At 67.5% G+C, this 22,293-nt stretch carries 43 protein-coding genes and 3 tRNA genes; 42 read left to right on the forward strand and 4 right to left on the reverse strand.

Going from position 1 to position 22,293, the window contains the following annotated elements; all coding sequences use genetic code 11:
- A partial coding sequence (locus AB0L97_RS32700; RefSeq protein ID WP_364437242.1) for a hypothetical protein occupies window positions 1-192 on the reverse strand: 192 nt, incomplete at its 3' end.
- A 308-nt stretch (window positions 193-500) separates the two neighbouring features.
- Here AB0L97_RS32700 and AB0L97_RS32705 point away from each other — a divergent pair.
- The gene (locus AB0L97_RS32705; RefSeq protein WP_364437245.1) at window positions 501-1,532 is read left to right on the forward strand and encodes a HoxN/HupN/NixA family nickel/cobalt transporter; all 1,032 of its coding nucleotides are present in this window, start codon (window positions 501-503) and stop codon (window positions 1,530-1,532) included.
- A 5-nt stretch (window positions 1,533-1,537) separates the two neighbouring features.
- Window positions 1,538-2,674 (forward strand): alpha/beta hydrolase family protein, encoded by a 1,137-nt coding sequence (locus AB0L97_RS32710; protein ID WP_355073051.1) that lies wholly within the window; start codon window positions 1,538-1,540, stop codon window positions 2,672-2,674.
- Here the strand turns inward: AB0L97_RS32710 and hisC are convergent.
- Window positions 2,671-3,744, reverse strand: coding sequence for a histidinol-phosphate transaminase (gene hisC, locus AB0L97_RS32715; RefSeq protein WP_364437249.1), 1,074 nt, complete (start codon window positions 3,742-3,744; stop codon window positions 2,671-2,673). The two genes, AB0L97_RS32710 and hisC, sit on opposite strands and share 4 nt — an antisense overlap.
- 116 nt (window positions 3,745-3,860) lie before the next feature.
- Here hisC and AB0L97_RS32720 point away from each other — a divergent pair, with 116 nt between their 5' ends.
- The 3 genes from AB0L97_RS32720 to AB0L97_RS32730 all read left to right on the forward strand — a co-directional run bounded on the left by AB0L97_RS32720 (window position 3,861) and on the right by AB0L97_RS32730 (window position 4,850).
- Window positions 3,861-4,565, forward strand: coding sequence for a dienelactone hydrolase family protein (locus AB0L97_RS32720; protein WP_355073048.1), 705 nt, complete (start codon window positions 3,861-3,863; stop codon window positions 4,563-4,565).
- Between the two features lie 88 nt (window positions 4,566-4,653).
- A tRNA-Ser gene (locus tag AB0L97_RS32725) sits at window positions 4,654-4,743 on the forward strand.
- Between the two features lie 34 nt (window positions 4,744-4,777).
- Window positions 4,778-4,850 (forward strand) — tRNA-Arg (locus AB0L97_RS32730).
- Here the strand turns inward: AB0L97_RS32730 and AB0L97_RS32735 are convergent.
- Entirely contained in the window at window positions 4,816-5,151 is a 336-nt protein-coding gene (locus AB0L97_RS32735) for a helix-turn-helix transcriptional regulator (protein ID WP_364437253.1), read from the reverse strand. The two genes, AB0L97_RS32730 and AB0L97_RS32735, sit on opposite strands and share 35 nt — an antisense overlap.
- A gap of 137 nt (window positions 5,152-5,288) precedes the next feature.
- Between AB0L97_RS32735 and AB0L97_RS32740 the strand changes: the two genes are divergently transcribed.
- From AB0L97_RS32740 to AB0L97_RS32890, 31 genes are all read left to right on the forward strand, one after another.
- Entirely contained in the window at window positions 5,289-5,720 is a 432-nt protein-coding gene (locus AB0L97_RS32740) for a helix-turn-helix transcriptional regulator (RefSeq protein WP_364437511.1), read from the forward strand.
- A gap of 89 nt (window positions 5,721-5,809) precedes the next feature.
- The gene (locus AB0L97_RS32745) at window positions 5,810-5,950 is read left to right on the forward strand and encodes a hypothetical protein (RefSeq protein WP_364437256.1); all 141 of its coding nucleotides are present in this window, start codon (window positions 5,810-5,812) and stop codon (window positions 5,948-5,950) included.
- Complete coding sequence (locus AB0L97_RS32750; protein WP_364437259.1) at window positions 5,917-6,117, forward strand: hypothetical protein; 201 nt, start codon at window positions 5,917-5,919, stop codon at window positions 6,115-6,117. The genes AB0L97_RS32745 and AB0L97_RS32750 overlap by 34 nt, the downstream gene beginning before the upstream one ends.
- Window positions 6,118-6,250: 133 nt before the next feature.
- Complete coding sequence (locus AB0L97_RS32755; protein ID WP_364437262.1) at window positions 6,251-6,661, forward strand: hypothetical protein; 411 nt, start codon at window positions 6,251-6,253, stop codon at window positions 6,659-6,661.
- A complete protein-coding gene (locus AB0L97_RS32760; RefSeq protein ID WP_364437265.1) occupies window positions 6,655-7,056 on the forward strand; it encodes a hypothetical protein in 402 nt (133 codons plus the stop codon). Before AB0L97_RS32755 ends, AB0L97_RS32760 begins: the two co-directional genes overlap by 7 nt.
- Complete coding sequence (locus AB0L97_RS32765; protein WP_364437268.1) at window positions 7,053-7,415, forward strand: hypothetical protein; 363 nt, start codon at window positions 7,053-7,055, stop codon at window positions 7,413-7,415. The genes AB0L97_RS32760 and AB0L97_RS32765 overlap by 4 nt, the downstream gene beginning before the upstream one ends.
- Window positions 7,412-7,702, forward strand: a complete 291-nt coding sequence (locus AB0L97_RS32770; RefSeq protein WP_364437271.1) for a hypothetical protein — start codon at window positions 7,412-7,414, stop codon at window positions 7,700-7,702. The genes AB0L97_RS32765 and AB0L97_RS32770 overlap by 4 nt, the downstream gene beginning before the upstream one ends.
- Entirely contained in the window at window positions 7,699-7,878 is a 180-nt protein-coding gene (locus AB0L97_RS32775; RefSeq protein WP_364437274.1) for a hypothetical protein, read from the forward strand. The genes AB0L97_RS32770 and AB0L97_RS32775 overlap by 4 nt, the downstream gene beginning before the upstream one ends.
- On the forward strand, window positions 7,872-8,144 hold the full coding sequence (locus tag AB0L97_RS32780; RefSeq protein ID WP_364437277.1) for a hypothetical protein: 273 nt from the start codon (window positions 7,872-7,874) through the stop codon (window positions 8,142-8,144). The genes AB0L97_RS32775 and AB0L97_RS32780 overlap by 7 nt, the downstream gene beginning before the upstream one ends.
- Window positions 8,144-8,977, forward strand: a complete 834-nt coding sequence (locus tag AB0L97_RS32785; RefSeq protein ID WP_364437280.1) for a hypothetical protein — start codon at window positions 8,144-8,146, stop codon at window positions 8,975-8,977. Before AB0L97_RS32780 ends, AB0L97_RS32785 begins: the two co-directional genes overlap by 1 nt.
- The gene (locus AB0L97_RS32790) at window positions 8,974-9,600 is read left to right on the forward strand and encodes a hypothetical protein (protein WP_364437283.1); all 627 of its coding nucleotides are present in this window, start codon (window positions 8,974-8,976) and stop codon (window positions 9,598-9,600) included. Before AB0L97_RS32785 ends, AB0L97_RS32790 begins: the two co-directional genes overlap by 4 nt.
- A complete protein-coding gene (locus tag AB0L97_RS32795) occupies window positions 9,597-9,830 on the forward strand; it encodes a hypothetical protein (protein WP_364437286.1) in 234 nt (77 codons plus the stop codon). Before AB0L97_RS32790 ends, AB0L97_RS32795 begins: the two co-directional genes overlap by 4 nt.
- 145 nt (window positions 9,831-9,975) lie before the next feature.
- Window positions 9,976-10,257, forward strand: a complete 282-nt coding sequence (locus AB0L97_RS32800; protein WP_364437289.1) for a hypothetical protein — start codon at window positions 9,976-9,978, stop codon at window positions 10,255-10,257.
- Complete coding sequence (locus AB0L97_RS32805; protein ID WP_364437292.1) at window positions 10,254-10,532, forward strand: hypothetical protein; 279 nt, start codon at window positions 10,254-10,256, stop codon at window positions 10,530-10,532. Before AB0L97_RS32800 ends, AB0L97_RS32805 begins: the two co-directional genes overlap by 4 nt.
- A complete protein-coding gene (locus AB0L97_RS32810) occupies window positions 10,529-10,738 on the forward strand; it encodes a DUF6011 domain-containing protein (RefSeq protein ID WP_364437295.1) in 210 nt (69 codons plus the stop codon). The genes AB0L97_RS32805 and AB0L97_RS32810 overlap by 4 nt, the downstream gene beginning before the upstream one ends.
- A gap of 52 nt (window positions 10,739-10,790) precedes the next feature.
- Window positions 10,791-11,381, forward strand: a complete 591-nt coding sequence (locus tag AB0L97_RS32815; protein ID WP_364437298.1) for a hypothetical protein — start codon at window positions 10,791-10,793, stop codon at window positions 11,379-11,381.
- Window positions 11,374-11,559, forward strand: coding sequence for a hypothetical protein (locus tag AB0L97_RS32820; protein WP_364437300.1), 186 nt, complete (start codon window positions 11,374-11,376; stop codon window positions 11,557-11,559). The genes AB0L97_RS32815 and AB0L97_RS32820 overlap by 8 nt, the downstream gene beginning before the upstream one ends.
- Window positions 11,559-12,707, forward strand: a complete 1,149-nt coding sequence (locus tag AB0L97_RS32825; RefSeq protein ID WP_364437303.1) for a hypothetical protein — start codon at window positions 11,559-11,561, stop codon at window positions 12,705-12,707. The genes AB0L97_RS32820 and AB0L97_RS32825 overlap by 1 nt, the downstream gene beginning before the upstream one ends.
- Window positions 12,708-12,823: 116 nt before the next feature.
- A complete protein-coding gene (locus tag AB0L97_RS32830) occupies window positions 12,824-13,273 on the forward strand; it encodes a hypothetical protein (RefSeq protein WP_364437306.1) in 450 nt (149 codons plus the stop codon).
- Window positions 13,266-13,508, forward strand: coding sequence for a hypothetical protein (locus AB0L97_RS32835; protein WP_364437309.1), 243 nt, complete (start codon window positions 13,266-13,268; stop codon window positions 13,506-13,508). Before AB0L97_RS32830 ends, AB0L97_RS32835 begins: the two co-directional genes overlap by 8 nt.
- Window positions 13,501-13,989, forward strand: a complete 489-nt coding sequence (locus AB0L97_RS32840) for a hypothetical protein (RefSeq protein ID WP_364437312.1) — start codon at window positions 13,501-13,503, stop codon at window positions 13,987-13,989. The genes AB0L97_RS32835 and AB0L97_RS32840 overlap by 8 nt, the downstream gene beginning before the upstream one ends.
- The gene (locus tag AB0L97_RS32845) at window positions 13,982-14,497 is read left to right on the forward strand and encodes a hypothetical protein (protein WP_364437315.1); all 516 of its coding nucleotides are present in this window, start codon (window positions 13,982-13,984) and stop codon (window positions 14,495-14,497) included. Before AB0L97_RS32840 ends, AB0L97_RS32845 begins: the two co-directional genes overlap by 8 nt.
- Complete coding sequence (locus AB0L97_RS32850) at window positions 14,494-14,937, forward strand: hypothetical protein (protein ID WP_364437318.1); 444 nt, start codon at window positions 14,494-14,496, stop codon at window positions 14,935-14,937. Before AB0L97_RS32845 ends, AB0L97_RS32850 begins: the two co-directional genes overlap by 4 nt.
- A 3-nt stretch (window positions 14,938-14,940) precedes the next feature.
- On the forward strand, window positions 14,941-15,297 hold the full coding sequence (locus AB0L97_RS32855; RefSeq protein WP_364437321.1) for a hypothetical protein: 357 nt from the start codon (window positions 14,941-14,943) through the stop codon (window positions 15,295-15,297).
- Entirely contained in the window at window positions 15,294-15,605 is a 312-nt protein-coding gene (locus AB0L97_RS32860; RefSeq protein ID WP_364437324.1) for a hypothetical protein, read from the forward strand. The genes AB0L97_RS32855 and AB0L97_RS32860 overlap by 4 nt, the downstream gene beginning before the upstream one ends.
- Window positions 15,602-15,853 carry a hypothetical protein gene (locus AB0L97_RS32865; protein ID WP_364437327.1) on the forward strand — a complete coding sequence of 84 codons (252 nt, stop codon included), beginning with the start codon at window positions 15,602-15,604 and terminating at the stop codon, window positions 15,851-15,853. The genes AB0L97_RS32860 and AB0L97_RS32865 overlap by 4 nt, the downstream gene beginning before the upstream one ends.
- Entirely contained in the window at window positions 15,850-16,731 is an 882-nt protein-coding gene (locus AB0L97_RS32870; RefSeq protein ID WP_364437330.1) for a hypothetical protein, read from the forward strand. Before AB0L97_RS32865 ends, AB0L97_RS32870 begins: the two co-directional genes overlap by 4 nt.
- Window positions 16,728-16,952 carry a hypothetical protein gene (locus AB0L97_RS32875; RefSeq protein ID WP_364437333.1) on the forward strand — a complete coding sequence of 75 codons (225 nt, stop codon included), beginning with the start codon at window positions 16,728-16,730 and terminating at the stop codon, window positions 16,950-16,952. The genes AB0L97_RS32870 and AB0L97_RS32875 overlap by 4 nt, the downstream gene beginning before the upstream one ends.
- A gap of 43 nt (window positions 16,953-16,995) precedes the next feature.
- Complete coding sequence (locus AB0L97_RS32880; protein WP_364437336.1) at window positions 16,996-17,196, forward strand: hypothetical protein; 201 nt, start codon at window positions 16,996-16,998, stop codon at window positions 17,194-17,196.
- 201 nt (window positions 17,197-17,397) lie between these two features.
- Window positions 17,398-17,712: a hypothetical protein gene (locus AB0L97_RS32885; protein WP_364437339.1), complete on the forward strand. Its 315-nt coding sequence runs from the start codon at window positions 17,398-17,400 to the stop codon at window positions 17,710-17,712.
- Window positions 17,709-17,981, forward strand: coding sequence for a hypothetical protein (locus AB0L97_RS32890; protein WP_364437341.1), 273 nt, complete (start codon window positions 17,709-17,711; stop codon window positions 17,979-17,981). The genes AB0L97_RS32885 and AB0L97_RS32890 overlap by 4 nt, the downstream gene beginning before the upstream one ends.
- An 82-nt stretch (window positions 17,982-18,063) precedes the next feature.
- Here the strand turns inward: AB0L97_RS32890 and AB0L97_RS32895 are convergent, their stop codons facing one another.
- Entirely contained in the window at window positions 18,064-19,122 is a 1,059-nt protein-coding gene (locus AB0L97_RS32895; protein WP_364437344.1) for a virulence RhuM family protein, read from the reverse strand.
- 393 nt (window positions 19,123-19,515) lie between these two features.
- Here AB0L97_RS32895 and AB0L97_RS32900 point away from each other — a divergent pair, with 393 nt between their 5' ends.
- The 6 genes from AB0L97_RS32900 to AB0L97_RS32925 all read left to right on the forward strand — a co-directional run bounded on the left by AB0L97_RS32900 (window position 19,516) and on the right by AB0L97_RS32925 (window position 22,172).
- The gene (locus AB0L97_RS32900; RefSeq protein WP_364437347.1) at window positions 19,516-19,818 is read left to right on the forward strand and encodes a hypothetical protein; all 303 of its coding nucleotides are present in this window, start codon (window positions 19,516-19,518) and stop codon (window positions 19,816-19,818) included.
- 199 nt (window positions 19,819-20,017) lie between these two features.
- Window positions 20,018-20,755: a site-specific DNA-methyltransferase gene (locus tag AB0L97_RS32905; protein ID WP_364437349.1), complete on the forward strand. Its 738-nt coding sequence runs from the start codon at window positions 20,018-20,020 to the stop codon at window positions 20,753-20,755.
- Window positions 20,746-20,820 (forward strand) — tRNA-Met (locus tag AB0L97_RS32910). The genes AB0L97_RS32905 and AB0L97_RS32910 overlap by 10 nt, the downstream gene beginning before the upstream one ends.
- 180 nt (window positions 20,821-21,000) lie before the next feature.
- A complete protein-coding gene (locus AB0L97_RS32915) occupies window positions 21,001-21,129 on the forward strand; it encodes a hypothetical protein (RefSeq protein ID WP_364437352.1) in 129 nt (42 codons plus the stop codon).
- Window positions 21,130-21,132: 3 nt separating this feature from the next.
- The gene (locus tag AB0L97_RS32920; protein ID WP_364437355.1) at window positions 21,133-21,807 is read left to right on the forward strand and encodes a hypothetical protein; all 675 of its coding nucleotides are present in this window, start codon (window positions 21,133-21,135) and stop codon (window positions 21,805-21,807) included.
- An 11-nt stretch (window positions 21,808-21,818) separates the two neighbouring features.
- Window positions 21,819-22,172 carry a hypothetical protein gene (locus tag AB0L97_RS32925; protein WP_364437358.1) on the forward strand — a complete coding sequence of 118 codons (354 nt, stop codon included), beginning with the start codon at window positions 21,819-21,821 and terminating at the stop codon, window positions 22,170-22,172.
- The last annotated feature ends 121 nt before the right edge of the window (window positions 22,173-22,293 follow it).

Genomic DNA, 22,293 nt, shown 5'->3' on the forward strand with positions numbered 1-22,293 from the left:
CAGGAAAGGATTTGTGTCCGGTTCGTTCTCGATCGAGGAGACGGGCGACACTGGATTCACGGTTTTCTCCGGTCGGGCATAGGTGCTGCGATGAAACAGACGAATCGAGCAGAGAATTCGCGCGGGAAGCGCAGCGGGCACCGCTTCGTCGGGGTTGCCCGCGCATGGCAGATGCCACGGATTAGCTTTCACTCGAGGCCAACTCAGGAGACACAGGGGCCGTCGCGACTGCGAACCGGGCGGCCGGTCCGCACGGTGCCGTGCAGCGCAGTGCGGTGACCTCGGCGCCGATAGTGTGGATGCGCGATCATGCCCGTCCTAGTTCGATACCCGGAAAAGGCTCGGCGCTCAGCGTACGGCGGGTGTGCTGATGGTGTGCCGCGATTTGCTGGATTTGCTGGATCGCCCCGAGACGCGGACCGATGTCGGTGCGGTCGAGTATCGTTGACGTGTCTGCATTTCGGGGGTCGAGGGGTTCGCTCGTGCGCAGTGTCATCGGAATGACCATCACCGTCGTGGCTCTGCACGTCCTCGGCTGGGGGACGCTGCTGCTGTTCGTCGCGCCGAACCATTATGTGATCGACGGTTCGGTGTTCGGCATCGGTCTCGGGGTGACGGCGTACACGCTCGGCATGCGGCACGCGTTCGATGCCGACCACATCGCCGCCATCGACAACACCACTCGAAAATTGGTGGCGGAGAGCGGGAAGCAAAAGGTCCGGACAGTCGGCTTCTGGTTCGCGCTGGGCCACTCCACGGTCGTGTTCGTGCTCGTGGCCTTGCTCGCCTTCGGTGTGCGGGCGCTGGCGTCCACCTTGGCGGACGAGGATTCGGCCCTGCAACGCTGGACGGGCTTGTGGGGCACCAGCGTCTCCGGCACGTTCCTGATCCTGATCGGTCTGCTCAATCTGGCGTCGCTGGTCGGCATCTGGCGCGTGTTCCGGCAGATGCGCCGCGGCGAATTCGACGAGGCGCAGCTGGAACGGCAGCTGGACAGCCGGGGCATGCTCAACCGGTTGCTGCGACCGGTGCTCGGCCTCGTCCGCAGGCCGCGGCACATGTATCCGGTGGGCGTGCTGTTCGGCCTCGGCTTCGACACCGTCACCGAGGTCGGGCTGCTCGTGATCGCGGGCGGCGCGGCGGCGACCGGGCTGCCCTGGTATTCCATCCTGGTACTGCCCGTGCTGTTCTCGGCGGGCATGGCGCTGTTCGACTCGCTGGACGGTTCGTTCATGAGCTTCGCCTACGACTGGGCCTTCGCCGAGCCGGTGCGGAAGATCTACTACAACTTGGTGATCACCGGACTGTCGGTGGCCGTGGCGCTGTTGATCGGCGGGCAGGAGATCGTCTCGATCTTCGCAGAGCGGCTCGAGGTCCGATCGGGCGTCGTCGCCTGGATCGGAAATCTCGACCTCGGTGATCTCGGGTTCATCATCGTCGGGCTGTTCGTGCTCACCTGGGCGGTCGCCGTCGCGGTGTGGCGTTTAGCCGGCGTGGAGCGGCGCTGGCAGGACGGTCTGCCCGCACGGTGAGCACGGTGCGTGGTCTTCGACACGGCGACGGCCTTCCTGCGGCCATCGACATCTCTGGCAGGATGGTCGGCATGCTGTGTCGCGGGGTGCGGCGTTGGCTCTCCAGCGCTCTGATCAGTGCCGCACTCGTTTCCGGTGTGGTGTCATTCGGTGCACCCCAGGTCACGGCGGCGCCCGGCAATCCGCCGCCGGTCAACACCGGATCGTCGGACGGTCCCGGCCCGGCGGAGCCGACCAGTAAACAGCCCTCGACGCCGCGAATCGAGCGCATCGAACCGATCAACGATCGGTGGCTGCGGGTCTACGTCGCCTCGCCCGCGATGAGCCGGGTGGTCGAGGTGCAGGTACTGCTGCCACGCGACCAGTCGCGCCCGCGTCCCACCGTCTACATGCTCGACGGCCGCAGCGCGAGCCCCGACAGCAACAACTGGACCGAACTCGGGCACGCCGACCGTTTCTACGCCGACAAGGACGTCAACGTCGTGCTCACCGTCGGCGGGCCGGCCAGCTTCTACACCGACTGGCAGCAGCCGGACCCGGTGCTCGGCACCAACAAGTGGGAGACATTCCTGACCAAGGAGTTGCCTCCGCTGATCGACGCGAAGTTCGACGGCAACGGCACCAACGCGGTGATGGGCGTCTCGATGGGCGCGGAGGCCGCGATGATGCTCGCGTTCCGGCAGCCGACGCTCTACAAAGCCATCGGGGCGCACAGCGGCTGCTTCTCGATGGGCACCGACATCGGCCAGGCGCAGGCGCGGGCGGTGGTGGCCACCTACATGGGCGAGCCGGACAACATGTTCGGCAAGCAGGACGACCCGGACTGGCTGGCGCACGACGTCACCCTGCACGCGGACGCGTTGCGGGGCAAGACGATCTACCTGTCGGTCGGCAGCGGCCTGCCCGGTGTGCACGACGTGCCGGGGACGCCGAATGTCGACCTGCCCAGCGCCATCACGTTCGGCGGCCCGCTGGAGGCCGCCACCAACGCCTGTACCCGGCGGCTCACCGACCGGCTGCGGTCGCTCGGCATCCCGGTCACCGCGCACTTCCGGGCCACCGGCACGCACTCCTGGCCGTACTGGGAGGACGAGCTCGCCCTCTCCTGGCCCACGATCGCGCCCGCGATAGGCGTCCGCTAACCAAGGAACCGGGCGAGCACCTCCGGGGCGCTGGCGAAGCTCAGGAACAGGTCGTTCTCGTGCGGGTCGCCGATGGTGACGCGCACCCCGTCGGTCCCGTACGGCCGCACCAGCACCCCGGCCGCCGCGCTGGCCTCGCCGAACTCGGCGCTGCGCGCGCCGAGCGGCAGCCAGACGAAGTTCGCCTCACTCGGCGGCACCGGGTATCCCGCCGCCACCAGCGCGTCGCGCACCCGCTCGCGTTCGACGACCAGAACGTCCGTGCGATCCAGCAATTCGTGGCGTGACTCCAGCGACGCGATCGCCGCCGCCTGCGCGATCCTGCTCACGCTGAACGGGATGTGCACCTTCAGCAGCGCCGTGATCACGGCCGGATCGCCCACCGCGTAGCCCACCCGCAACCCGGCCAGGCCGTATGCCTTGGAGAAGGTGCGCAGCACAACCACATTGGGTCTGGTCCGGCCGATCTCGACGCCGTCGGGGCGGTCGGCGAGCCGGACGTATTCGTAGTACGCCTCATCGAGCACCACCAGCACGTGCGACGGCACGGCGTCGAGGAACCGGACCAGCTCGGTTCGGCCTACCGCGGTGCCGGTCGGGTTGTTCGGGTTGCAGACGAAGATCAACTTGGTCCGCTCGGTCACGGCGTCGGCCAGCGCGTCCAGATCGTGCACCTGACCGGCCGTGAGCGGCACTTGCACCGCGGTGGCGTTGCCCACCTTGGTCACGATCGGATACGCCTCGAACGAGCGCCACGCGTACAGCACCTCGTCCGACGGTGCCGAGCAGGTGATCTGCACCAGCTCCTGGCACAGCGCCACGCTGCCGCAGCCGACCGCGACATTCTCGAAGCCGACCCCGAGGAACTCGGCCAGCGCCGTCCGCAACTCGGTCACCTGATTGTCCGGATACCGGTTGGCCAGCTCGGCCGCTTCGGCGATGGCTTTGGCGGCGGCGGGCAGCGGACCGACGGTCGTCTCGTTGCTGGCCAGCTTGACCGCGCCGGGATTGCTGCGGCCGGGGGTGTACGCCGGGATCGATTCGAGGTCCGGCCGGATCTGCGCTGTCACACTCCAACCCTAATCGGCGCCGGAAAAGCCCGATCGGCGTACCGGAAATTCTTTGGGATATAGCCCCTCACGTGCAACTTCTACCGAAGTTCAGCAACTCGCCCTACGCTGGTTTCATGTCGGGCACCTACGACGATTTGGCCCCGCTGCGGGCGAGCGACCAGGAAGACGAGCGGCCGGCCAGCGGTGGGCAGGTGCCCATCACGGTGGTGGAGCCGGATGGAAACGCCCGCGGCGGCATCGTGCTGCTGCACGAGTCGCGCGAGTTCTCCGGCGCGTTACGCGACCTGATGAACGCGCTGGCCGGCGAGGGCTGGACGGTGGTCGCGCCCAAACTTTTCCATCGGGGCGACGGTGAACCCGGCGCCGGGGTCTTCGGCGACGAGCTGTTCGCGGACTTCGACGCCTGCTTCGACTGGCTCACCCGGCGGGGGGTGTTCCCCGACACCATCGGCGTGCTCGGGTTCGACTCCGCGGGCACCGCCGCGTTCCTGGTCGCGACCAATCGCCCGATCGGCGCCGCGGTGAGCGTCGCGGCGCACGGCATCACCGAGCCGCTTACCGAGCAGGCCGACGCCCTCGTGCGCGCCGCGCCCAACCTGCAGGCGCCGTGGCTCGGCCTGTTCGGCGTCGACGACCCATCCACCCCGCCCGCCCAGGTGGACGAGCTACGCGACGCGACCGCCCGCGCCGCGGTCGCCAGCCTGGTGGTCACCTACTCCGGCCTGCACCACCGGGCCGACACCTTCGAGGCGGACGACGGCGACGCGGTCGATTCGCAGACCAGAATCTTCGATTGGTTCGACAGCAACCTACGCTGACCAGCCGTTTTGTGATCTGGTCGGTAGCTCCTGTAACCTTTCTGCTCGGCGGTTCGAAAGGACCGGTGCCCTCGAAGAGAAGGCTCCAGGAGGCGTGCCAGAGCGGCCGAATGGGACTCACTGCTAATGAGTTGTCCCTTCACGGGGACCGGAGGTTCAAATCCTCTCGCCTCCGCCACACCCGGGAAACCGGGTACAACTGAATAACACATGCGCCCGTAGCTCAACGGATAGAGCATCTGACTACGGATCAGAAGGTTAGGGGTTCGAATCCCTTCGGGCGCACTTCACCTGAGAGCCCCTCGTCCGGTCCATCCGGTTGGGGGGTTTCTCGTCGTCCAGTGAGGACGTAGAACGGATCGATTCCAGCCGCTTCGCAGACGGCGTAGATCTCGTTCAAGTCAAACGGAACTGTGCCGAGAAGTCGGCGTGAGAGTGCCTGCTGCTTCATACCGATCCTGGCTGCGATGGCGGTTTGGGACGGCGGGCGCTTTTGCCCGGCCAACTCTTGGCGGATCCGACGTGCGGCTACTTCGTTCGGGGTTTCGTCCCGGTCGCCGTGGATCACCTGCAATGGGGAACTCATAGCGTTCTATTTAACCCGCTCAGCGCGTAGATCACCAGTAATTCGTTGGTCCACTCTCCGGGTTGTGGACATCGCGACACAACGAAACGATCAAGGTTCCTTGTGTGCTACTCGTTCAGGGAGTAGCTTTCGCAGCTATGCACCCATCACCTACTGAGCGAGTAGCTGCGAACGTTCGCGCTGCTGCTGCTCGCAAACGAGCATCTCAGGCCGAGATCGGCGCTGTGATAGGGATCAGCCAAGCGGCCGTGAGTCAGCGTCTGCTCGGACGAGTCGATTTCAAGTCCCTCGAGCTGGTCAAACTCGCCGATTACTTCGGCACCACGCCTGCCGCGCTGATCGATGTCGCCGGTCGTTTCACGCAGGTGTCCGGCCGCCCGCAGCAGCTTTCGACTTACGGCGAATTGGGGCATCAGCCCGGCCGCGAGATTGTCGATCCCCTCCATGAAGCATCTCCTTCAGTTGGTGAATCAGGCACCTCAACGGTCAGAGAGCGGCAGGTCGACGAGGCGCAAGACACGACCGCCTCGGCGACCGGCACCGACGCGCGGGCCGGTGGTGTTGCATGAGCGCGATGTTGGCGATCGTGCTGCTGGGCGCGGTGGGTGCGATGGCTTTGGCCGCGCTCGTGGTGTTCGGATCACGGGGGGACTGAGCCGTGGCCCTGAATGTGCATGTGCCGCATCCGGATCCGGAGACGCTGCTGCTGCTGGCGGCGCTGCTGCGTGTGGTCGCGCTGCTCATGTTCGGCGTGGGGTGGTTCGTGTGCATGGTGCTGACGACGGCGGGCATGTTGTGATCCGCCGCCTGCACACCGACGCCGCGACCGTGGTCGGCCTGGTGCGCGTCGCTCGTCGCGCGGGCGCGCTGCGTATCGGGATCACCGCCGCGCTCGACGCCATCCTCGTGCAGCTCGCCCGCGAGGCGGGCGACATCGATCGTCCCCCGACGGCCGGGGGATCGTGACCGCCGGACCAGCGGTGTCCTGGCCCGCTGGTCCGGCGGCACGCCATTCCATATCACCCCGACGCGCGTCCCGAACGACACGAACTCGCTCGGGACGCGCCACGGGAACCCTACCCGAAAGGCATTGGCTCACATGACCGCAGCTGATACTCGGATCTCGTTTCTGAGTTTGGGACAGCCCACGATCGACCTCGACGGTGTGCGCGCCGAATGGGCCGAGACCCTCGGTCTGTTCCGGGTGAACCTCACCGACAACGACCGCTTGTATCTGACCGAAGCCGGGATCCGCGTCCTGCACCGGCGTCTGGGCATGTGCCTGGAGACGTTCGGGCACCAGCGCCCCACGCCCGGTGATGCACGTTCACGCCTGGCGGAGCTGGCCGCCGCGCTGCGTTTCGACGGCTCCATCGACTACGCCGCCGAACTCGACGCCGTCCTCCGTACCGCGGACACACACCCGGGTGAGCTGGATACCCAGCCCCTGCCCATCACGCGCACCACGGCGACCGACATCACCGATGCCGCGCAGGCCCAGCCGTGCTGATCGACGCCCTGAATCTGCTCGTGCGCCTGCTGTGGATGCCGACCGCTGGACTGCTGCTCGTCGGCGTCATAGCCTCCCGAATCCGCCTCTACCGCAACGAAAGACGAACCCGCATGGACTCTGCCGAACTGCCCTGGATCGAACACCAGCAGGCCGCCGCCCGCAAACGCGCTGCCGCGCTGGACGAGAATAACGAACGCCTCCAGCCCTACGGGCCGCCCCCACCGCTCGTGGATGCCGCGCGGTGGAGCGAGTTGACCGAGTCGGTGTATCTGGGGCAGTTCCTGCTCGGGCTCGACTTGCGTCACTGGCAGGTCCGCAACTTCGCCGCGTTCCTCGCCGACCGTATGTTCGCCGACGCCCCGGCCACTCGAGGGGCGGTGGCGGCCCGATGAGTGCCCTTACCGACGCCACACTGACCGCCAGCCGCCAGCGCCGCACCATCCAGCAGGTCCACATCCGCGTCGTCGACGAGAGCGAACTCACCCTCGGGCAGTTGCGCCTGTTCCTCTCCGCCGCTCAAGGACTCAGCGACGAGGCGACCGTCTCGGGCACCAGCAGTTTCGGTGTCGTGTCACTGACCGGGTTGCGGGTCCAGGCCACTACCGACGCTGGTGAATGCGATGCCTGCCACGGTGTGGGCGCCACGTACACCGACGACGGTTTCGCAGTCTGCGAAACATGCGGCGGCAGCGGCGATCCGAGTGTCGACGCGCGCGCCGTCGAGGACCGGGAGGCGGTGGCGGCCCGATGACCACCCTGTCCACCACGCCCACCATGCCTGTCACGCCCGCTATCACCGGTGAGAGCTGGGAGGTCGTCGAGACGGCTCGCTCGCAGGCCGCTGCTGAGATCGACCTGCTGGTCGCCACCATCACCCGTTGCCGCGACTGCGGCCACAGCGTCGACGGCCTCGAGCACTACGACGCCGCTCATGCCGTCATCTGGGCCGGGTACATGCCCGACCCCACGGTGTTGCCCCCGTTGCTGGCCGAGGCCCTCACCCGGCTCGCGGCCGCAGGGACGGAGGGCGGGCGGTGAGCCCGGCTCGCCGCCGCACGAACGGCCGGTCTGGGGGCCATGAGTTCGAGTTCTTCCACTACATCGGACCGGCCCGACCCGCGCCGATCGACGCCGACCTCGACGAGACCGCCGACGAGTACGACGACGCCCACGAGAACGCCGTCGACGGCCGGAAGGGGGGTTCATCATGCTGAGCGCCACACGCGCAAAGCCCGGCCCTCGGCCCGGCCCGCGGGGCCGGTGTGTACCGGCCGCGCCGTCGCTGGCTCGCATCGCCGCGCTGCGCGCCGCCGGGAAGAGCTACCGGGACATCGCTGCTGCCGCGGGCGTGTCGTACAACACGCTGCACAGCATCGTGTACGCGCGCTGTGGGCGCGGGTTGACCGCGGAGCTGCTCACCGTCGCGCAGAAGACCGAGGCTGCGATCCTGTCGGTCCCGTTTGCGGCCGGGGTGTCGTGATGGTCGGCGGAGGAGTCGATACCAACCACGACCTCGAGCCGCTCGCCGCCGAGATGCTCGCGGCCGCGCGCCGCGTGGTGCGCAAGAACGCGGTCGGTGAGACCGCCGCGGAGAAGGCCGCCGATGCCCGCACGCTGCTGGCGATGCTCGGGCTCGCCGAGACCGCCGATCCGCCCAGCGGTGGCTGTGTGCAGTGCAAGCGGCGGTTCTCGGTGTCGGGTGAGCCGGGCACCGTGCGCCACGACCGCGCCGGGTACTGCAAGACGTGTTACAAGGTCCGCGACGTCTGCGACCTCGTCGACCCCGCACCGGCGCGAGCGCACCTGGATGCGCTGCACGACGCGGGCATGCTGTGGCGCGAGATCAGCGCATGGTCGGGCGTGCCGCTGCGGACGTTGACGCTGGTGCGTACCACGCAGGTGCGCACGCGAGCCGACATCTGCGAGCGGATCCTGGCGGTCCCGATTCCCGACGACACCGGGCCGCGAAAGCTGACGTGCGCGCAATGTGGGCAAATCTTCGCCTCGCACCGCGACATCGCGCGATGCCAGCCGTGCATCCAGGGCCTCGTTCCCGCCGAGGCCGCTACCGCGCACATCGCACGGCTGCGGGACGCGGGAATGACGCTGCGGCGCATCACGGACCTGGCAGATGCGGGCCGGGAAACCATCTCGAACATCGCCCGCGGCAAGGTGCGGCACACGCGCCCCGAGATCGCCGAGCGCATCCTCGCCATCCCCGTCCCGGTGACCGACCCCTGCGCGCAGCCGCGCGATCGCCGAAGCCATGCCCGCGCTGGGCGCATCCCCATGAAAGGCCCGTCCACGAAATGACTGCTCCGCTCTGCTTTCTGGATTGCGAAACCGACGGCGTGCACCCGGGCCGCAAGGCATGGGAGGTGGCGATGATCCGCCGCGAGCCCGACGGCACCCAGCACCAGGTCGAGTTCTTCCTCGACATCGACCTCGAAACAGCGGACCCCTTCGGGCTCAAGGTCGGCCGCTTCTACGAGCGTCACCCCTACGGCCGGTATCTCGCGGGCACGATCCCGGACTTCTGCTTCGGGATCAAGGAGGATGGCGATTTCCTGCGCCCGCGCGACGCCGCGCACACCGTGGCCCGATTCACCCACGGCGCGCACATCGTCGGCATAGTCCCGAACTTCGACACCGAGGTGCTGGCCAACCTGCTGCGGGAACAGCACCTCACCCCGGCGTGGCACTACCACCTCATCGACGTCGAGACGCTGGCGATGGGATGGCTGCACGCCTGGGACCGCCAGACCGAGGAGGCCTCCGCGCCGCCCCCGCCCTGGAAGTCCGAGGACCTCTCCCGGGCCATCGGCGTCGAGCCGCCCATCGCGGAGTTGCGCCACACCGCGATGGGTGATGCCGACTGGGCCATGCGCATCTACGACCGGATCACCGGCCACGACGCGAACGGAGCGGGCCAGTGAGCTACGCGCACAGCGTCCACGCCGACCCGACCGAAGGGTGTCCCGACTGCGGCACAACCAGGAACAGCCACCCGTCGTACTGCCGCTACCAGGACGCCGAACTGATCGGCTGCCCGCGCGGGTGCCCCGAGGGCGAATGCTACTGCGCCGAAATGACCTACGCCGAGGCCAACGACGTGTGCCGCGGTTGCGGTGCGTGGGACGGCGACTGCTACTGCGGGGAGGGCTGACGTGATCCCGTCCGAGCCCTGGCGTACCGCCGACGGCGACCTGATCGATTTCAACCGCTCGTGCGGCTGCCCTATCGAGCGCACGTGCGCGCGGTGCCGGTCGTGCACTTGCTGCGCTGACTGCTACTGCGGAGAGGACTGACCCGTGACAGACAACCGTATTGCCGCGCTCAAGGCGCTCGGCTACATCCCGGCCGCATATGACGACGCCCGATCGACCGCGCTCGCCAGCGCGGCCACCGCGCACGCTCTGCTCGCCATCGAGGCCCGCCTCGGCGAACTCGTCGAACAGCAGCGCCTCGCGAATGTCATCGCCGTCGGCAACCCATACGAGTCGCAGCTTGTCGAGTCGGAAGACGAAAGGGCAACCGTGTCCTACGTCCGCGGTCGCATCGGCGACATCGTCAACCCGAACGGGCGCACGTGAGCGACGACGTGGTGGTCGGGCCGTGGCCCGGCAGCAACCGCTACGGGATCACGCCGGGGCGGTCCAAGCCCCGGCGTCTGATCCCGAACAGATACAGGGTCGGCAAGTGGGGGCCGGTCCAGCTCATGGACTGCCGCGAGTGCCGGCAGCCGTTCGCGCCCGATGCCGTGGTGCCGCGCGACCGGCTGTGCGGCGAGTGCCGCAAGACCAGTGAGGAGGCCGCGCCCATGTTGGAACTCGACGTGCCCGATCCGTCCGGTGAGGGGGCGTCGTGACCGACCTGGTGGAGGGGCAGTTGGAGGACGGTACCCCGACCCGGTTGGCGGTGCAGTGCCGCCGATGCGGCAACTGGCTGGTCTCGGCGGCGTCGGTGAATCGCCGTCTCGGCCCAACCTGCGCGCGCCACGGCATCACGCAGGCGCGCATCGAGGCCGAGCACTACCCGCTGTTCGAGCTGACACCAGGGGCGGCGCCTGCGTAACCCGTCCACCACCGCCCGTCGCCCGACAGCGCCGACACCGAGGAGCCAGCCAATGCCTGACCAAACCCGCCCCGTGCCCGCCGCCGAGTGCCCCGACCCGTCGGTGCACGGCAACCCGCTTCGGTACTGCCCGTTCTGCGACTGGATCGAAGAGACCCCCGCGCCGCCACCCGAGGGCCGCGGCGCACTCGACGCCGAGCTGGAGGCCGAGCCCGACGCCGCGCGCGCCGAGCTCGCGGCGACCAGCTGCACCGACGATCGGCCATGCGTGCGGTGCCTTGCGGGCGCCGAGCACGAGACCGATGCACCGCGCTCGCGGCGGAAGCTCGAACGCATCGCTCGCAACCTTCTGTCCAGCAGAACATTCCACTCTCCTGCCGTGTTGGCGCTGGAGTTCATCGACGCCATCCTCACCGCCGGATTCTGCTCACCCGGCCGCCACATCGAGACCATCGAGGAACTGGAGGCACTGCCGATCGGTTCGGCAATACGCACCGAGCAGGGACACCGCCGCACATGGGTGCGTTTTGCTCCCGGCGTCTGGACCAACGGGCCGAGTTGTTACCTCAGCAAGAACGTGATGCGGGCGGGCGGGGCCATCGTCGTCCTGTGGGAGCCGCGGCAGGAGGCGGGCTGTGGCTGACCGCATCACCGACGAGCAGCCTCGGGAATGGGCCAATGGCACCGAACCCTGGTTCTGGGCCGAGGACCGACCTATGCAGCTCATGGCCGCCGAGCTGATCGAGCTGCGCAGCCTCCTCGCCGAGGGCGGTAAGCCGGGCGCACTCGACTCACTCCATATCGACCCGGAGGTGGCCTGATGCCCTGGTTCAAGTCGCCCGATGGGCTCGCCAACTCCAAAGGGGTCATGTCCATTCCGCGCCGCAACCGCTGTGCGGCAATGGGTCTGTGGCTGCTGGCGGGCACATGGTGCTCGAAAGAGCTGACCGACGGGTTCGTACCCGCGCACATGATTGCCGAACTGGCCTCGACGAAAGCGAGCGCCGCGCATCTGGTCACTGCCGGATTCTGGACAGAGGTCCCCGGCGGATATCAGTTCCTCGACTGGTCGCCGGATCAACCGACCCGCGCCGAAGTGGAGGCGAAGCGGGCCGAAGCGCGCTCGCGAATGAAACGCGCACGCGGCGCGAACAAGGGGGCCGGTTCGGACGTTGTTCATGCGAACAACACGGGAACCAACGGCGAACGTTCGCGCGAACGCATACCCACCGAAATAGGTGTAACCGACAGTACCGAAGCCCGGTCGAGCCTCGACCAAGGCTCGTTCGCGCCGCGAACGAATCCATTTCCCGACACAGTCCCCGAATCGAATTCGCAGGTAGATGGCAACTCGGGGGTCGATGTTCGCGTGAACATGGCGCGAAGTTCGCCTAACCCCGACCCGACCCGACCCGACCCGTATATAGGTGGTCACCTTGGGGAGGGACGTCCGGTAGGTGATGCGCCCGCGTCGGGCGACGAAGCGCCGCCGAAATACCATCCAGGCCACGCCGATGCGCGGGTTCCCGACTGCGACGAGTGCGACGCTACCGCCGCGACGTTCATCGCGTGGAAAGCCGAACGCGCCTCGGCCATCCGTGCCAGCGCAGGCGATCTCGGCGTCCGCCCGGCCGATCGCTGCCACAAGCACCTCGGCAACCCGAAGCCGCCCCAGTGCGGCCCATGCGGCGACGCCCGCCGCATCGCCGAGGCCTGGGACACCGAACGCAAGGGCCGCCTGCGTGACCTCGGCGACGCCCGCCGCGCCGGAATCGACGCCTGCGCCGAACGTCGCGCCGCGGCCGGACTGCCCCGCATGTGCGACGCCGAAGGCGGCTGGCGCATCCCACCCCCCGAACTCGAAGCCCTCGACCCGCCGGTCGTGCGCTGCGACCACTTCGACCCCCTGCCCGCCAGCTGGCGCGCACTCATCGCAAACGTCATCAACTCAACCGCCACCGAGGAGTGAAAACCCATGTTCACCTGCATTTTCGACTACGTGCACGCGCTGTTGCACCACCCGATCGCCACGCTGCCGCTCGTGTTCCGGACGCCGATCCTCGTGCTGCCGTGGGGTGCGTGAGCATGCCCGAGCACAAGGTCGAAATTGGCGGCGGAGGCCCGCTCCGCGTCGGTACACCTCGCGCGCAGCGTCGCCTCGCCCAGCAGGTCACCATCGGCCACACGGACGGCACGCTCACCATCGACGGCGTCCAGCAGCCGTGGAAAGTCGACCCCGGCAGCGTGCGCGTCGAACCTGCCCAATACCGCCTAGAGGGAGTGCGGGTCACCCTGACCCTGATCGCCGGACGGGCCACCGTCGACGCCAATCGCGCAACGCTCACCATCGATGATCGTCCGTTCCCCTGGTACATCACCGACGACGGGCCGCAGATCGGCGAGCGGCCGCGGATCGTGACCGAGCGCCGCGCCCCTGCGGGCTCGCCGTACGTCGTGCTCGTGACCGTGACCCTGATCGCCGATGACGTCGTGCAGAACTGGGATCAGGCGCAGGAGGTGAAACCCGGTGGGTGACGACATCGTCCGACTACGCCCCGGCGAGCGAGGTCTCGGCCAGAACGAAGCCGCCGCACTGCAGCACGCCTACGCGACCGCGCCATGCCCGCCACCCGAGGAAGGCGGCTGCGGCGCCGAGATCGGCGAGCCGTGCACACGGACCACGCTCAACGGCACCCGCTACGAGACACGCCTCGCGCACCCGAAACGGATCCGGGCCGCCGTGCGGCAGGAGGCCAGCGCCGATGAGTGAATCCGAAACTCTCACAACCGGCGTCAGGACCGCGAGAGGCATGCTGGTGCGCGTCGGACAGCTCTACCGCGACCGCCGCGACGACAACATTCGCACGCTGCGCGTCGACGGATTCCGCGGCACCGGAACGAATGCCACGGCCGTGTGCACGGTGATCCGGCAGGAGTACCTCGGCGAGGTCACCAAACCCATGCGCACCACCGAGCCGAGTATCACCAGGCTCACGAGCCGGGCGTTCGTCCTGGTGGTCGACGACCGCGCGCACATCGCCGGCGTCATCGCCCAGCACATCGCCCACACGATCACCGCCGCCGACGATCTCGACGAGTGCCTCATCGACTGCGCGTGCGGCGCCGAGATCGTCGGCAAGCTCGACGGCGATCCCGAGTCGCAGGTCGGTGCGATTCAGCGGCTCATGGCTGCCCATATCGCCGAGGCAGTCGCCGAGGCGATCGGACAGGAGGCCAGCGCCGATGAGTGAAGTAGTCCACCTCGCCATAGCGGAACCGCACCATCTCGCGCCCGTCTGGATCGCGACACTCGACGACGCCCGTCCCGAGATCGAGACGAAGGCCAGTGGCAGCCGGACCTACCTCGCCGGCATCGTCGCCGCCGCCGGGTCCGACGCCGAGGACGTCGGCCGCTCCCTGCTCGGGCTGGTGGAGCATCTGACCGTCTGGGTGGAATACCGAGGCAGCTACGTCCGCGTGCAGAGTGTCGATCTCGGCGATTGGCGTCTGCGAATCCGGTGCAGCCAAGCCGCGGACGTCGGGCTCGCATTCCTCGACGGTCAGGAAACGGCCCTGCGAGTCGTCGAACCGTCACCGCCGCGGCCGACCGATGAATGGTTTCCCGCCGAACGCGCCCGAGCTATCAGGGATCTCGTCGGCGACGCCCGCCCGACCGTGCAGGTCCCGACGCCAGACGGCAAGGAGCGGATCGCCTTCGATCCGTGGGCGCCCGAGTTCATGCAGGAGAGCGGCCGGTGAGCGGCGGGCAAGCGACTATCGAACTGCCATGGACGGCACCGCCGCTCAGCATGAACGACCGCGGCCGAACACGTGGCGCGGCTATGGCGAAGAACCGCAGGATCGCCGAGGTGCGCGAACAGATGTACGTGCTCGCGCACAAGGCCAAGCTTCCGCGCGACGTCCGGCACGTCACCGTCGCATTGCACTACCGGCCGAGAGACCGCCGCCGCCGCGACACGGACAATCTCGTCGCCACGCTGAAACCGCTGTGCGACGCGCTCGCCGAAGGGCGGCCCGCGTCGGTCTCGCGCAACGGCAGGCCGGTACCCGCACTCGTCGGATACGGCATGGTGCCCGACGACATTCCGGCATACATGGCCAAGCCCGAGCCGACGATCCACCCCGTCGAAAAGGGCAAGGCCGCCGCAATGTGGCTCGAACTGACCTGGCAGGAGTGAACCGTGGCCGAGTCCGAACAAGAAGCACGCGCATGGTTCGCCGCCCAATTCCCGCACGCGCAGCCGTGGCAGGCGGCCCTGTTCGAACAGGTGGTGAAAGCGCGCCGAGAGGGCCGCCAGTTCGTCATGGCGCAGCCGCCCCGACGTGGCCGCGTCAAGCTGAACGAATTGATCCGCCGGTACCTCGCCGAGCACGGCGTCACGGTCGTCAGCGGGCGCCACGAGTGGGGTGAACCCGTGCCCCGCAAAGGCGTGCCGGTGCTGCCGTGCAAGCACTGCCCGGTCGTGTGGTGGCCCGACCGCACCGAACCCCGATCCCTATGCCGCAGCAGGCCGCGCGACAAGAAAGGGCGCTCATGATCGAACTGCAGCTACCCGAAAAGGACCCGGTCGAGCAGGCCTTGCTCGACTGGTTCCCGAAAGCCGACCTGTACCGCGACGGCGAGCTCGTGCACCGGGGTGTGAACCTGCTCGGCGGATCGGCCGTCGCGGCCGCCGCCTACGCCAAGGCGATCACCGCGCACCTCGCGGCCGCGGGCCCGGACATCGCCGCACTGGGCAAATTCCTGCTCTCGAAGGACGCCGCCCGGCATGTCCGCGCGAACTCTTCGGCGCCGCTGATCGCCGAAAGCATCATCACCATGCTGACCGAAAGGGGCCTCCTGTGAGCCTGCCCGTCCCCACCGGCCAACCCGCCGTCACCGGCCAACCCGCCGGCCAACCCGGCGACGTGCAATCCGACCTGCTGCACCGCATCGGATTCCTCCGCGACCGCCTGTCACACCAGCAGCGTTTCGACATGATCGGCCGCCTGCTCGTGCAGCTGCGCGACAAACTGTATCCCGGCATGCACATACTCGCGAAAGCTGACGGCTCGCTCGTCGTGACGATCCCGCGGCCGCAGGCCGATCAGTGAGCGAGTGCCGCAATCCGCACTGCCGACGCTCATGCAACGAATTCCTGTGCCACGAGTGCGCCGAGCAGCTCCTCGACGCCCTCGACCGGGTGCCGTGGCTGCTCGACGAACTCACCATCAGCGAGCTACGGCAAGACCGGGTGTCACGCGGACTACGCACCGGCAGCGCGCCGAAGTCGCCGCTGCTATTCGACCCGAAGAGCAGCGATCTGCGGCGCGCGCTGGCAAACAGCGTCACCACGTGGGCGCGGCACATCGCCGAAACGCGCGGCGTGCGGCTGCGCGCGAGCGAGGACGCTGCGGCCGCCGAATGGCTCGCCGACCATATCGCCTCGGTCCGCCTGGACGAGGCCGCGGGCGAGCTGCACGCCGACATCACGCGCGCCGTCGCCGCCGCCCTGGCGCTGATCAACGCCCGGCCGCGGGAGATCTACCGCGGGCCGTGCCCGACCGTCATCGGCCGCACCCCGGCCGGTAGGCCGATCGAATGCGGCACACCCTTGTACGCCGACGCGGTCGCCGAGATCGCCTACAGCTCATCGACCGACACCGACCGGCAGTCACCGGCCGCATTCGTCACGTGCCCGCGCTGCGGCGTGCTGCACGACACCGCACGGCTCGAAGCGCGGCTGCTGTCGCGCAGCGACAATCTCGCGTTCGACGTCCCGTCGCTGGTGCGGATCCTGCGCGAGCTCGGCGAGCCCGTACTGCGAAACACGGTCGACCAATGGATTCGACGCGGCAAGCTCGTGCCGTGCGCGTACCGGCACGACGGCGCGATCGTGGCGCAACGCAAATCCGACACCGACAAACCCCTGTACCGACTCGGCGCCGTGCGCAAGCTGCGCGCCAACAACGCAAGAGGACGCACAGCGTGAGGCAACTGCATTGGATACTGACATTGCGATGGTTGGCGCCCGATGGCGAGCACACGCAGACGTTCGACGGCACCGGCGATTTCGACGGCAGGGGCACGAGCAGGCAGGCATTCGCCGAAATCGTCGCCATGGCGGCCGAGATGGCGGGCATTCCGGCGCAGCCAATGCCGAACGTGCTGTTTTTCAGCCTGAAACGCAACAACCTGAGCGAGACAGCATGACAAACCAGCAAGACGGGTCCGCCCACGGGAAGGGGGCGACAGCATGAGCGACATCGTCGCCGAGATTGACCGCGTGCTCGCCGCCGAGATCGTAGAGCGCAAGCTCGATCAGATCATGGATCTCGCCCGAGCTGCCAACATTCGGATGGTTCCATGGCAGCAGCGTTACCTGCAGCTCCAATTGCAGGGCGGACCATACACGCTCGCCACATTGCCGTGGTCGTGGGGCGCATACCGACGATGAAAGGATCGCAAGCATGAGCGCCGACAATTCAGACGAACTTGATCCGGCCGTGACGTTGATGCATCACCTACGGCACGACCCCCGAATGGCCGACGTACCGATGCACGTGACGTTCGCAGATGGCTCCCGACTGCACGCCACACCATGCGCGGACGGGAATACGGAGTACGCCGTTAGCCCATGGCCGCCGGAGCCCGCCGCATGATCGACGTCGATCAGATAGTCAGGCTGCATTTCGTGCGGCTCGGCCCGTCGACTGCCGCGGCGCGCGAGGATGCCACGTACAACGCGCAGATACGGTTCATGCGCAACGTGGTGCACCGCCTCGGCATTGTGCTCGAGGACGAAGGCATTCCCGACAAGACGGCCGAGCGCATCGTGCGGGGCGTGCTCTACGGCGCGCCGACCGAGGAGGCCGCAGAGCTGCGGATGGCGCAGGCCGCCAATGCCGCCCTACAGCGCGCGGCGGCAATGACGATGTCCGAGAGGGACGCACGGAAGGCGTTCGGGCTGTGACGATCGAAGAGTTCATCGAGGCGCGCCTCATCGAGCGCGCATCCGACCTCGAGGCCATCAGGTACGCCCTGTTCAGGGCCGAGATGGACCGGCGCGGCAATGGGCCCGGCTGCGCGAGTTTCGGCAGCGTCATGTCGCGATCGGAAGACATGGCGCGGCGGATGCTCGCCGAGCCCGAGCGCGCGAGCGAGCTCACTTCTGGCGATCGGATCGCTGTCGCCGCCGTGTGGAGAGATCACCCCGACTACCGGGAGGCGTGGGCCACATGAGCATCAACGATGCCCTCGCCTGGTTGCGCCGCCTGCGGGGCCCGAAGCGCGACCGCTTCGGGCCCGCCGATCAGGCGGCTGGTTACTTGCGCTTCTCGATCTCGTTCTGGATCGCTTCCAGCTCAGCTAGATCCGCCGCCGACTCCTCGATCGTCCTGCGACGGGCGTCGAACTTGGCATAGCGCTCGGATGAGATCTGGGCCGCGTCGGCCTTGGATACCCGGCCGGGGCCCTGCAGGACGCTACGCTCGTTGAACTGCAGGAAGCGATCGGTCTGGCTGACCCAGTCGGCCATCACGAGCTGCTGCCGGTTCTCGGCCCGATCCTCGGCGAAGTCGAGAAACATCGTCGTGAGCCTGTTGAGCCGCTTGACCTCGTCCTCCGTCAGATAGTTCTTCGCGATACTGACATCGCACTTCCGCACAACCGCGCCTTTGAATGTCGTCAAGCCCATGTTCTGCTTGTCCGGGTCGCTGCGGGCGACAACCAGTTCGGCCGCAGTATGCTGCGTCACGGCGTAGAGCAGCTTGTTCTGAATCGTCGCGAAGAAGGTCTGCGCTACCTGCGACTTCGGGTCGTAATCCGCGCTCGAAGCCGCGAACACCTCTCGCACCTTCTCGTAGAACCGCTTCTCCGACGCCCGAATGTCGCGGATCCGCTCGAGCAGCTCATCGAAGTAGTCCGCACCGCGCGGATCCTTCAACCGGGCATCGTTCATCGCGAAGCCCTTGATCAGATACTCGCGCAGCACCGTCGTAGCCCAACGCCGGAACTGGGTACCCCGCGGCGACCGAACCCGATAGCCGACAGCCAGGATCACATCGAGGTTGTAGTGATCGATCTCGCGCTCGACTACGCGCGCCCCCTCGGCGCGAACCATTCGGAATTTCCGAATAGTTGCCTCCATCACACACTCGCCATCGTCGTAGATCGCCTTGATGTGCTCATTGATGGTCGGCACGCTTTTGTCGAACAGGTCTGCGATCTGACGCTGCGTCAGCCAGACAGTTCCGTCGACCGTGCGAAGCTGCACTTCAGTGCGACCGTCTTCGGTGTTGTAGACGATGAACTCGCCGGACGGTACGGCGTCGACCTGGTCACCCGCGGGCGCGTGATCGAGGGCCTCGTCGGGATTCTCCATTAATACTCTCCTGCTGTTGCTGCATGAATAGCCGTGGCCTGCCAGCAGGAGGACAGCGCTACGCGAACTCCCCGCAGGTGGAAATACCGGGGAGTTCACGTAGACTGCGGGCGTCCGACCAAAGACGCACCGGGCCCTGCTGGAGCCGCCTCTGGCAGGGCCTCGGCGTATCCGGGACCGAGTATTACGGTCCCGCAACGAATTCTACTGGCTGCTACCGGCGCTTCACTCGTTCTGGTACCGCGTGTCGTTTCGCATCGGCGCGCCGCCCACCAAAGGGGCGGTGTCGCGGCCGTGGGGTAGCCGCTGCCCCCAAAACCCCATACGCTTGTGAGCGCGGTCTGCCAAAGGGCAACGGGCCCGGGGCATCACTCCATGCGGGAGGGGAAGCGCATGAGTAACAATCAGTCCGTTCGGTGCCCGTCGTGGTGCGCGGAGCACATCGACCCGGACGAATTCGACAACGTTCCGTCACATTCGGCGCCCTCGACGTTCATCGAATATCGAGACGGTCGCAAGCCCATCCAGGTTGACCTGTACGGAGACGACTACCCAGACCGCCGCACAACCCATGTCGGTCTCGACCTGGGGGCCGGTATGACGGAGCTGTCGGCAACGGATGCTGCGCGGCTTGGGATCCGCCTGGTACTCACCGCGGCACGTGGCGTGATCGGACAGGCGCTACGCCGCCGCTGACCGGGCATCCGTCTCAACGACGCAACCGCGCCGACCGTTTCGGTGCAGTCATATTCCCAGTTCAACGCGATGCTGGACAAGATCGCGGAGCGCTGTCACACTTTGTTGCAGTGGGACAACTGTCCCCCAAACCCGGTCCCAGTCCCTGCTGGACCGGGTTTTTTCATGCCCACAGCTAGACGGGTGGTGATTCGGCCACATGGACGAGAACGCCGACACAGTCATTCACGGCGAAGCTTTGGACATGATGCGTCAGCTGCCCGACGGCGCATTCGATGCCTTGATCACCGATCCCCCTTACTGCAGCGGTGGCACCACCACCAGCGACCGCACCAACCGCACCGCGATCCAAAAGTACGTCTCCACGGATTCGGCATCGGGCCGAGCGATGCCCGACTTTCCTGATCAGCGCGACCAGCGCAGCTTCACCATCTGGGCATCCATCTGGCTCGGTCAAGCCCTACGGCTGGTCCGCCCCGGCGGCCAGGCGCTGGTGTTCACCGACTGGCGTCAGTTACCGGCGCTGTCGGATGCTCTGCAGTGCGCGGGGTGGCGATGGCGCGGAATCGTGGTGTGGGCCAAGCTGGGTGCGCGCCCGCAGCCCGGATTCGCCAACGGCGCGGAGTATCTGCTGTGGGCCTCGCACGGCACGATCGACCGCGACCACCAACCACCATGTCTGCCCGGCGTGTACTCCATCGCCAGCCCGCGAGGTAAGGCTCGCCAGCACATCACCGCCAAACCGGTTGATCTGATGCGGTACCTGGTGCGCACTGTCCCGCCCGGCGGTCGCATTCTGGACCCGTTCGCCGGTAGCGGCACCACGGGCGTCGCCGCACTCGCCGAGGGCCGCCACTTCCTCGGTATCGAGGGAATCGAAGCGTACGCGGCGATCGCCACACAACGTCTGGCTCAACAAGCCGACACAGCGGAGTAGAGCAGCTCGGTCAGCTCGCTGGACTCATAATCCAGAGGCCGCAGGTTCAAATCCTGTCTCCGCTACGACCGCAAGGTCATATCCAGTCACCACACCCGGATCCGCCCTCAGCGGTCCGGGTTTCGCAGTTTCCAGGAGACAACCATGCTCGCAACGCTATCGGCAGATCTCGCCGCAGTGCCCTGGGGCACCGCGGCGCGCGTCCTCGGCAAGGCCCTCGTCGCGGTCCTCACCGCGTTCCTCTGATGGCCCATACGGCCGACATCACCGTCAACGCGATCGTCCTCACCGAGGACCGGGCGCGCGAGATCGTCTCGGAAGCCGTTGCCGAGGGAATTCGCCGCGCGCTCGACGAACGAGACGACAAGGACTGATCCATGCGCCGCCGGTTCCTGATTCGCGAATTCGCCGAGTTCCTGGCAGGCGGCGACGTCGCGACCGTTCACACCGGCCCGATCCCGATATGGGCCGGATTCATCATCGAGCAGAACGCTCGAATCCTCGAGATCCTGGAGAAGTTCATGCCCGACATCGAAGACCAGCTCAAGGCCGATATCGCCTCGCTGGTCGATTCCAACACCAAGATCGTGGCGCTGTCCGCTGCGCAGGTGGCGCAGATCGCCGGTCTGCAGGGCCAGGTGGCTGCGCTCAAGTCGCAGCTTGCCGCCGGTGGCACCATCACCGCCGAGGACATCGCCGCACTCGACGACATCACTGCCAAGATCGCCGCCACCGCGGCCGCCACCGCCGACACCGCAGGCTCCAGCGCGACCAGCCCCGCACCGAGCACCCCGGCCGTCGAGGCGCAGCAGCCGATCACCTCGCAGCCCATCGAGAGCGTGCCGGTCACCGCCCCGGCTACCCAGGTCGCTGCGCCCGTGCAGCAGCCCATCACCAGCGACGACGGCAGCGACGCGGACAAGGTGAGCGGTGCTGATGACACGGCCACCGTCACCGACAGCGGCAGCACCGAGGACACCAGCGAGCCCGCCGCCACCACCGCCGACAGCGGCAACAGTACGACCGCCACCACCATCGGGTTCAGGCTGTAGGTCTGCCGGTCATGTCGACCCGGGCCGCGCGGCGCACCACGACGCAGCGCGGCCTCGGTCATGTCCATCAACAGCGGGTCGCGGCGCTGCTGCGCACGCATGTCGACGGCTCATCCTGCTGGTGGTGCACCCGGCCGATGTTCCGCGCGCCCGGTCGCAACTTCGACGAGCGGCAGCTCCAAGGCGACCACTCCAAGCCGCGAGCCAGGGGTGGCATGCTGACCGACCGGCTGCTGCACGCCAAGTGCAACGGCGAGCGCGGCGACGGCAGCCGCGACCACCTACGGCCGGCGCTCACCGGGCAACCGGTGAATGCGGCCGCTGAGACCGAGGATCGGGCGCGCTGGTGCCTGATGAGCTGGTGACCGTGCCGCGATCCGCGCGCCGACCGGTAGCGAACCGGCCCGTTCGGTTCGTCCGGTTTGCCGCAAAAATCCGGACCCCCCTCCCGTCTGACCCCCGTCTCTTAGGCAGGATTTTTTTACA

The sequence above is a fragment of the Nocardia sp. NPDC051911 genome (genome assembly GCF_040681035.1).
GTDB lineage: Bacteria > Actinomycetota > Actinomycetes > Mycobacteriales > Mycobacteriaceae > Nocardia > Nocardia sichangensis.

Excerpts from the sequence above, each read along its gene's own strand:
- AB0L97_RS32705 (WP_364437245.1), top strand. The coding sequence starts at position 501 with ATGACCATCACCGTCGTGGCTCTGCACGTCCTCGGCTGGGGGACGCTG.
- AB0L97_RS32720 (WP_355073048.1), top strand. The coding sequence starts at position 3,861 with ATGTCGGGCACCTACGACGATTTGGCCCCGCTGCGGGCGAGCGACCAG.
- AB0L97_RS32735 (WP_364437253.1), bottom strand. The coding sequence starts at position 5,151 with ATGAGTTCCCCATTGCAGGTGATCCACGGCGACCGGGACGAAACCCCG.
- AB0L97_RS32740 (WP_364437511.1), top strand. The coding sequence starts at position 5,289 with ATGCACCCATCACCTACTGAGCGAGTAGCTGCGAACGTTCGCGCTGCT.
- AB0L97_RS32755 (WP_364437262.1), top strand. The coding sequence starts at position 6,251 with ATGACCGCAGCTGATACTCGGATCTCGTTTCTGAGTTTGGGACAGCCC.
- AB0L97_RS32765 (WP_364437268.1), top strand. The coding sequence starts at position 7,053 with ATGAGTGCCCTTACCGACGCCACACTGACCGCCAGCCGCCAGCGCCGC.
- AB0L97_RS32770 (WP_364437271.1), top strand. The coding sequence starts at position 7,412 with ATGACCACCCTGTCCACCACGCCCACCATGCCTGTCACGCCCGCTATC.
- AB0L97_RS32780 (WP_364437277.1), top strand. The coding sequence starts at position 7,872 with ATGCTGAGCGCCACACGCGCAAAGCCCGGCCCTCGGCCCGGCCCGCGG.
- AB0L97_RS32785 (WP_364437280.1), top strand. The coding sequence starts at position 8,144 with ATGGTCGGCGGAGGAGTCGATACCAACCACGACCTCGAGCCGCTCGCC.
- AB0L97_RS32790 (WP_364437283.1), top strand. The coding sequence starts at position 8,974 with ATGACTGCTCCGCTCTGCTTTCTGGATTGCGAAACCGACGGCGTGCAC.
- AB0L97_RS32815 (WP_364437298.1), top strand. The coding sequence starts at position 10,791 with ATGCCTGACCAAACCCGCCCCGTGCCCGCCGCCGAGTGCCCCGACCCG.
- AB0L97_RS32825 (WP_364437303.1), top strand. The coding sequence starts at position 11,559 with ATGCCCTGGTTCAAGTCGCCCGATGGGCTCGCCAACTCCAAAGGGGTC.
- AB0L97_RS32830 (WP_364437306.1), top strand. The coding sequence starts at position 12,824 with ATGCCCGAGCACAAGGTCGAAATTGGCGGCGGAGGCCCGCTCCGCGTC.
- AB0L97_RS32840 (WP_364437312.1), top strand. The coding sequence starts at position 13,501 with ATGAGTGAATCCGAAACTCTCACAACCGGCGTCAGGACCGCGAGAGGC.
- AB0L97_RS32845 (WP_364437315.1), top strand. The coding sequence starts at position 13,982 with ATGAGTGAAGTAGTCCACCTCGCCATAGCGGAACCGCACCATCTCGCG.
- AB0L97_RS32860 (WP_364437324.1), top strand. The coding sequence starts at position 15,294 with ATGATCGAACTGCAGCTACCCGAAAAGGACCCGGTCGAGCAGGCCTTG.
- AB0L97_RS32880 (WP_364437336.1), top strand. The coding sequence starts at position 16,996 with ATGAGCGACATCGTCGCCGAGATTGACCGCGTGCTCGCCGCCGAGATC.
- AB0L97_RS32885 (WP_364437339.1), top strand. The coding sequence starts at position 17,398 with ATGATCGACGTCGATCAGATAGTCAGGCTGCATTTCGTGCGGCTCGGC.
- AB0L97_RS32895 (WP_364437344.1), bottom strand. The coding sequence starts at position 19,122 with ATGGAGAATCCCGACGAGGCCCTCGATCACGCGCCCGCGGGTGACCAG.
- AB0L97_RS32900 (WP_364437347.1), top strand. The coding sequence starts at position 19,516 with ATGAGTAACAATCAGTCCGTTCGGTGCCCGTCGTGGTGCGCGGAGCAC.
- AB0L97_RS32905 (WP_364437349.1), top strand. The coding sequence starts at position 20,018 with ATGGACGAGAACGCCGACACAGTCATTCACGGCGAAGCTTTGGACATG.
- AB0L97_RS32915 (WP_364437352.1), top strand. The coding sequence starts at position 21,001 with ATGGCCCATACGGCCGACATCACCGTCAACGCGATCGTCCTCACCGAG.
- AB0L97_RS32920 (WP_364437355.1), top strand. The coding sequence starts at position 21,133 with ATGCGCCGCCGGTTCCTGATTCGCGAATTCGCCGAGTTCCTGGCAGGC.
- AB0L97_RS32925 (WP_364437358.1), top strand. The coding sequence starts at position 21,819 with ATGTCGACCCGGGCCGCGCGGCGCACCACGACGCAGCGCGGCCTCGGT.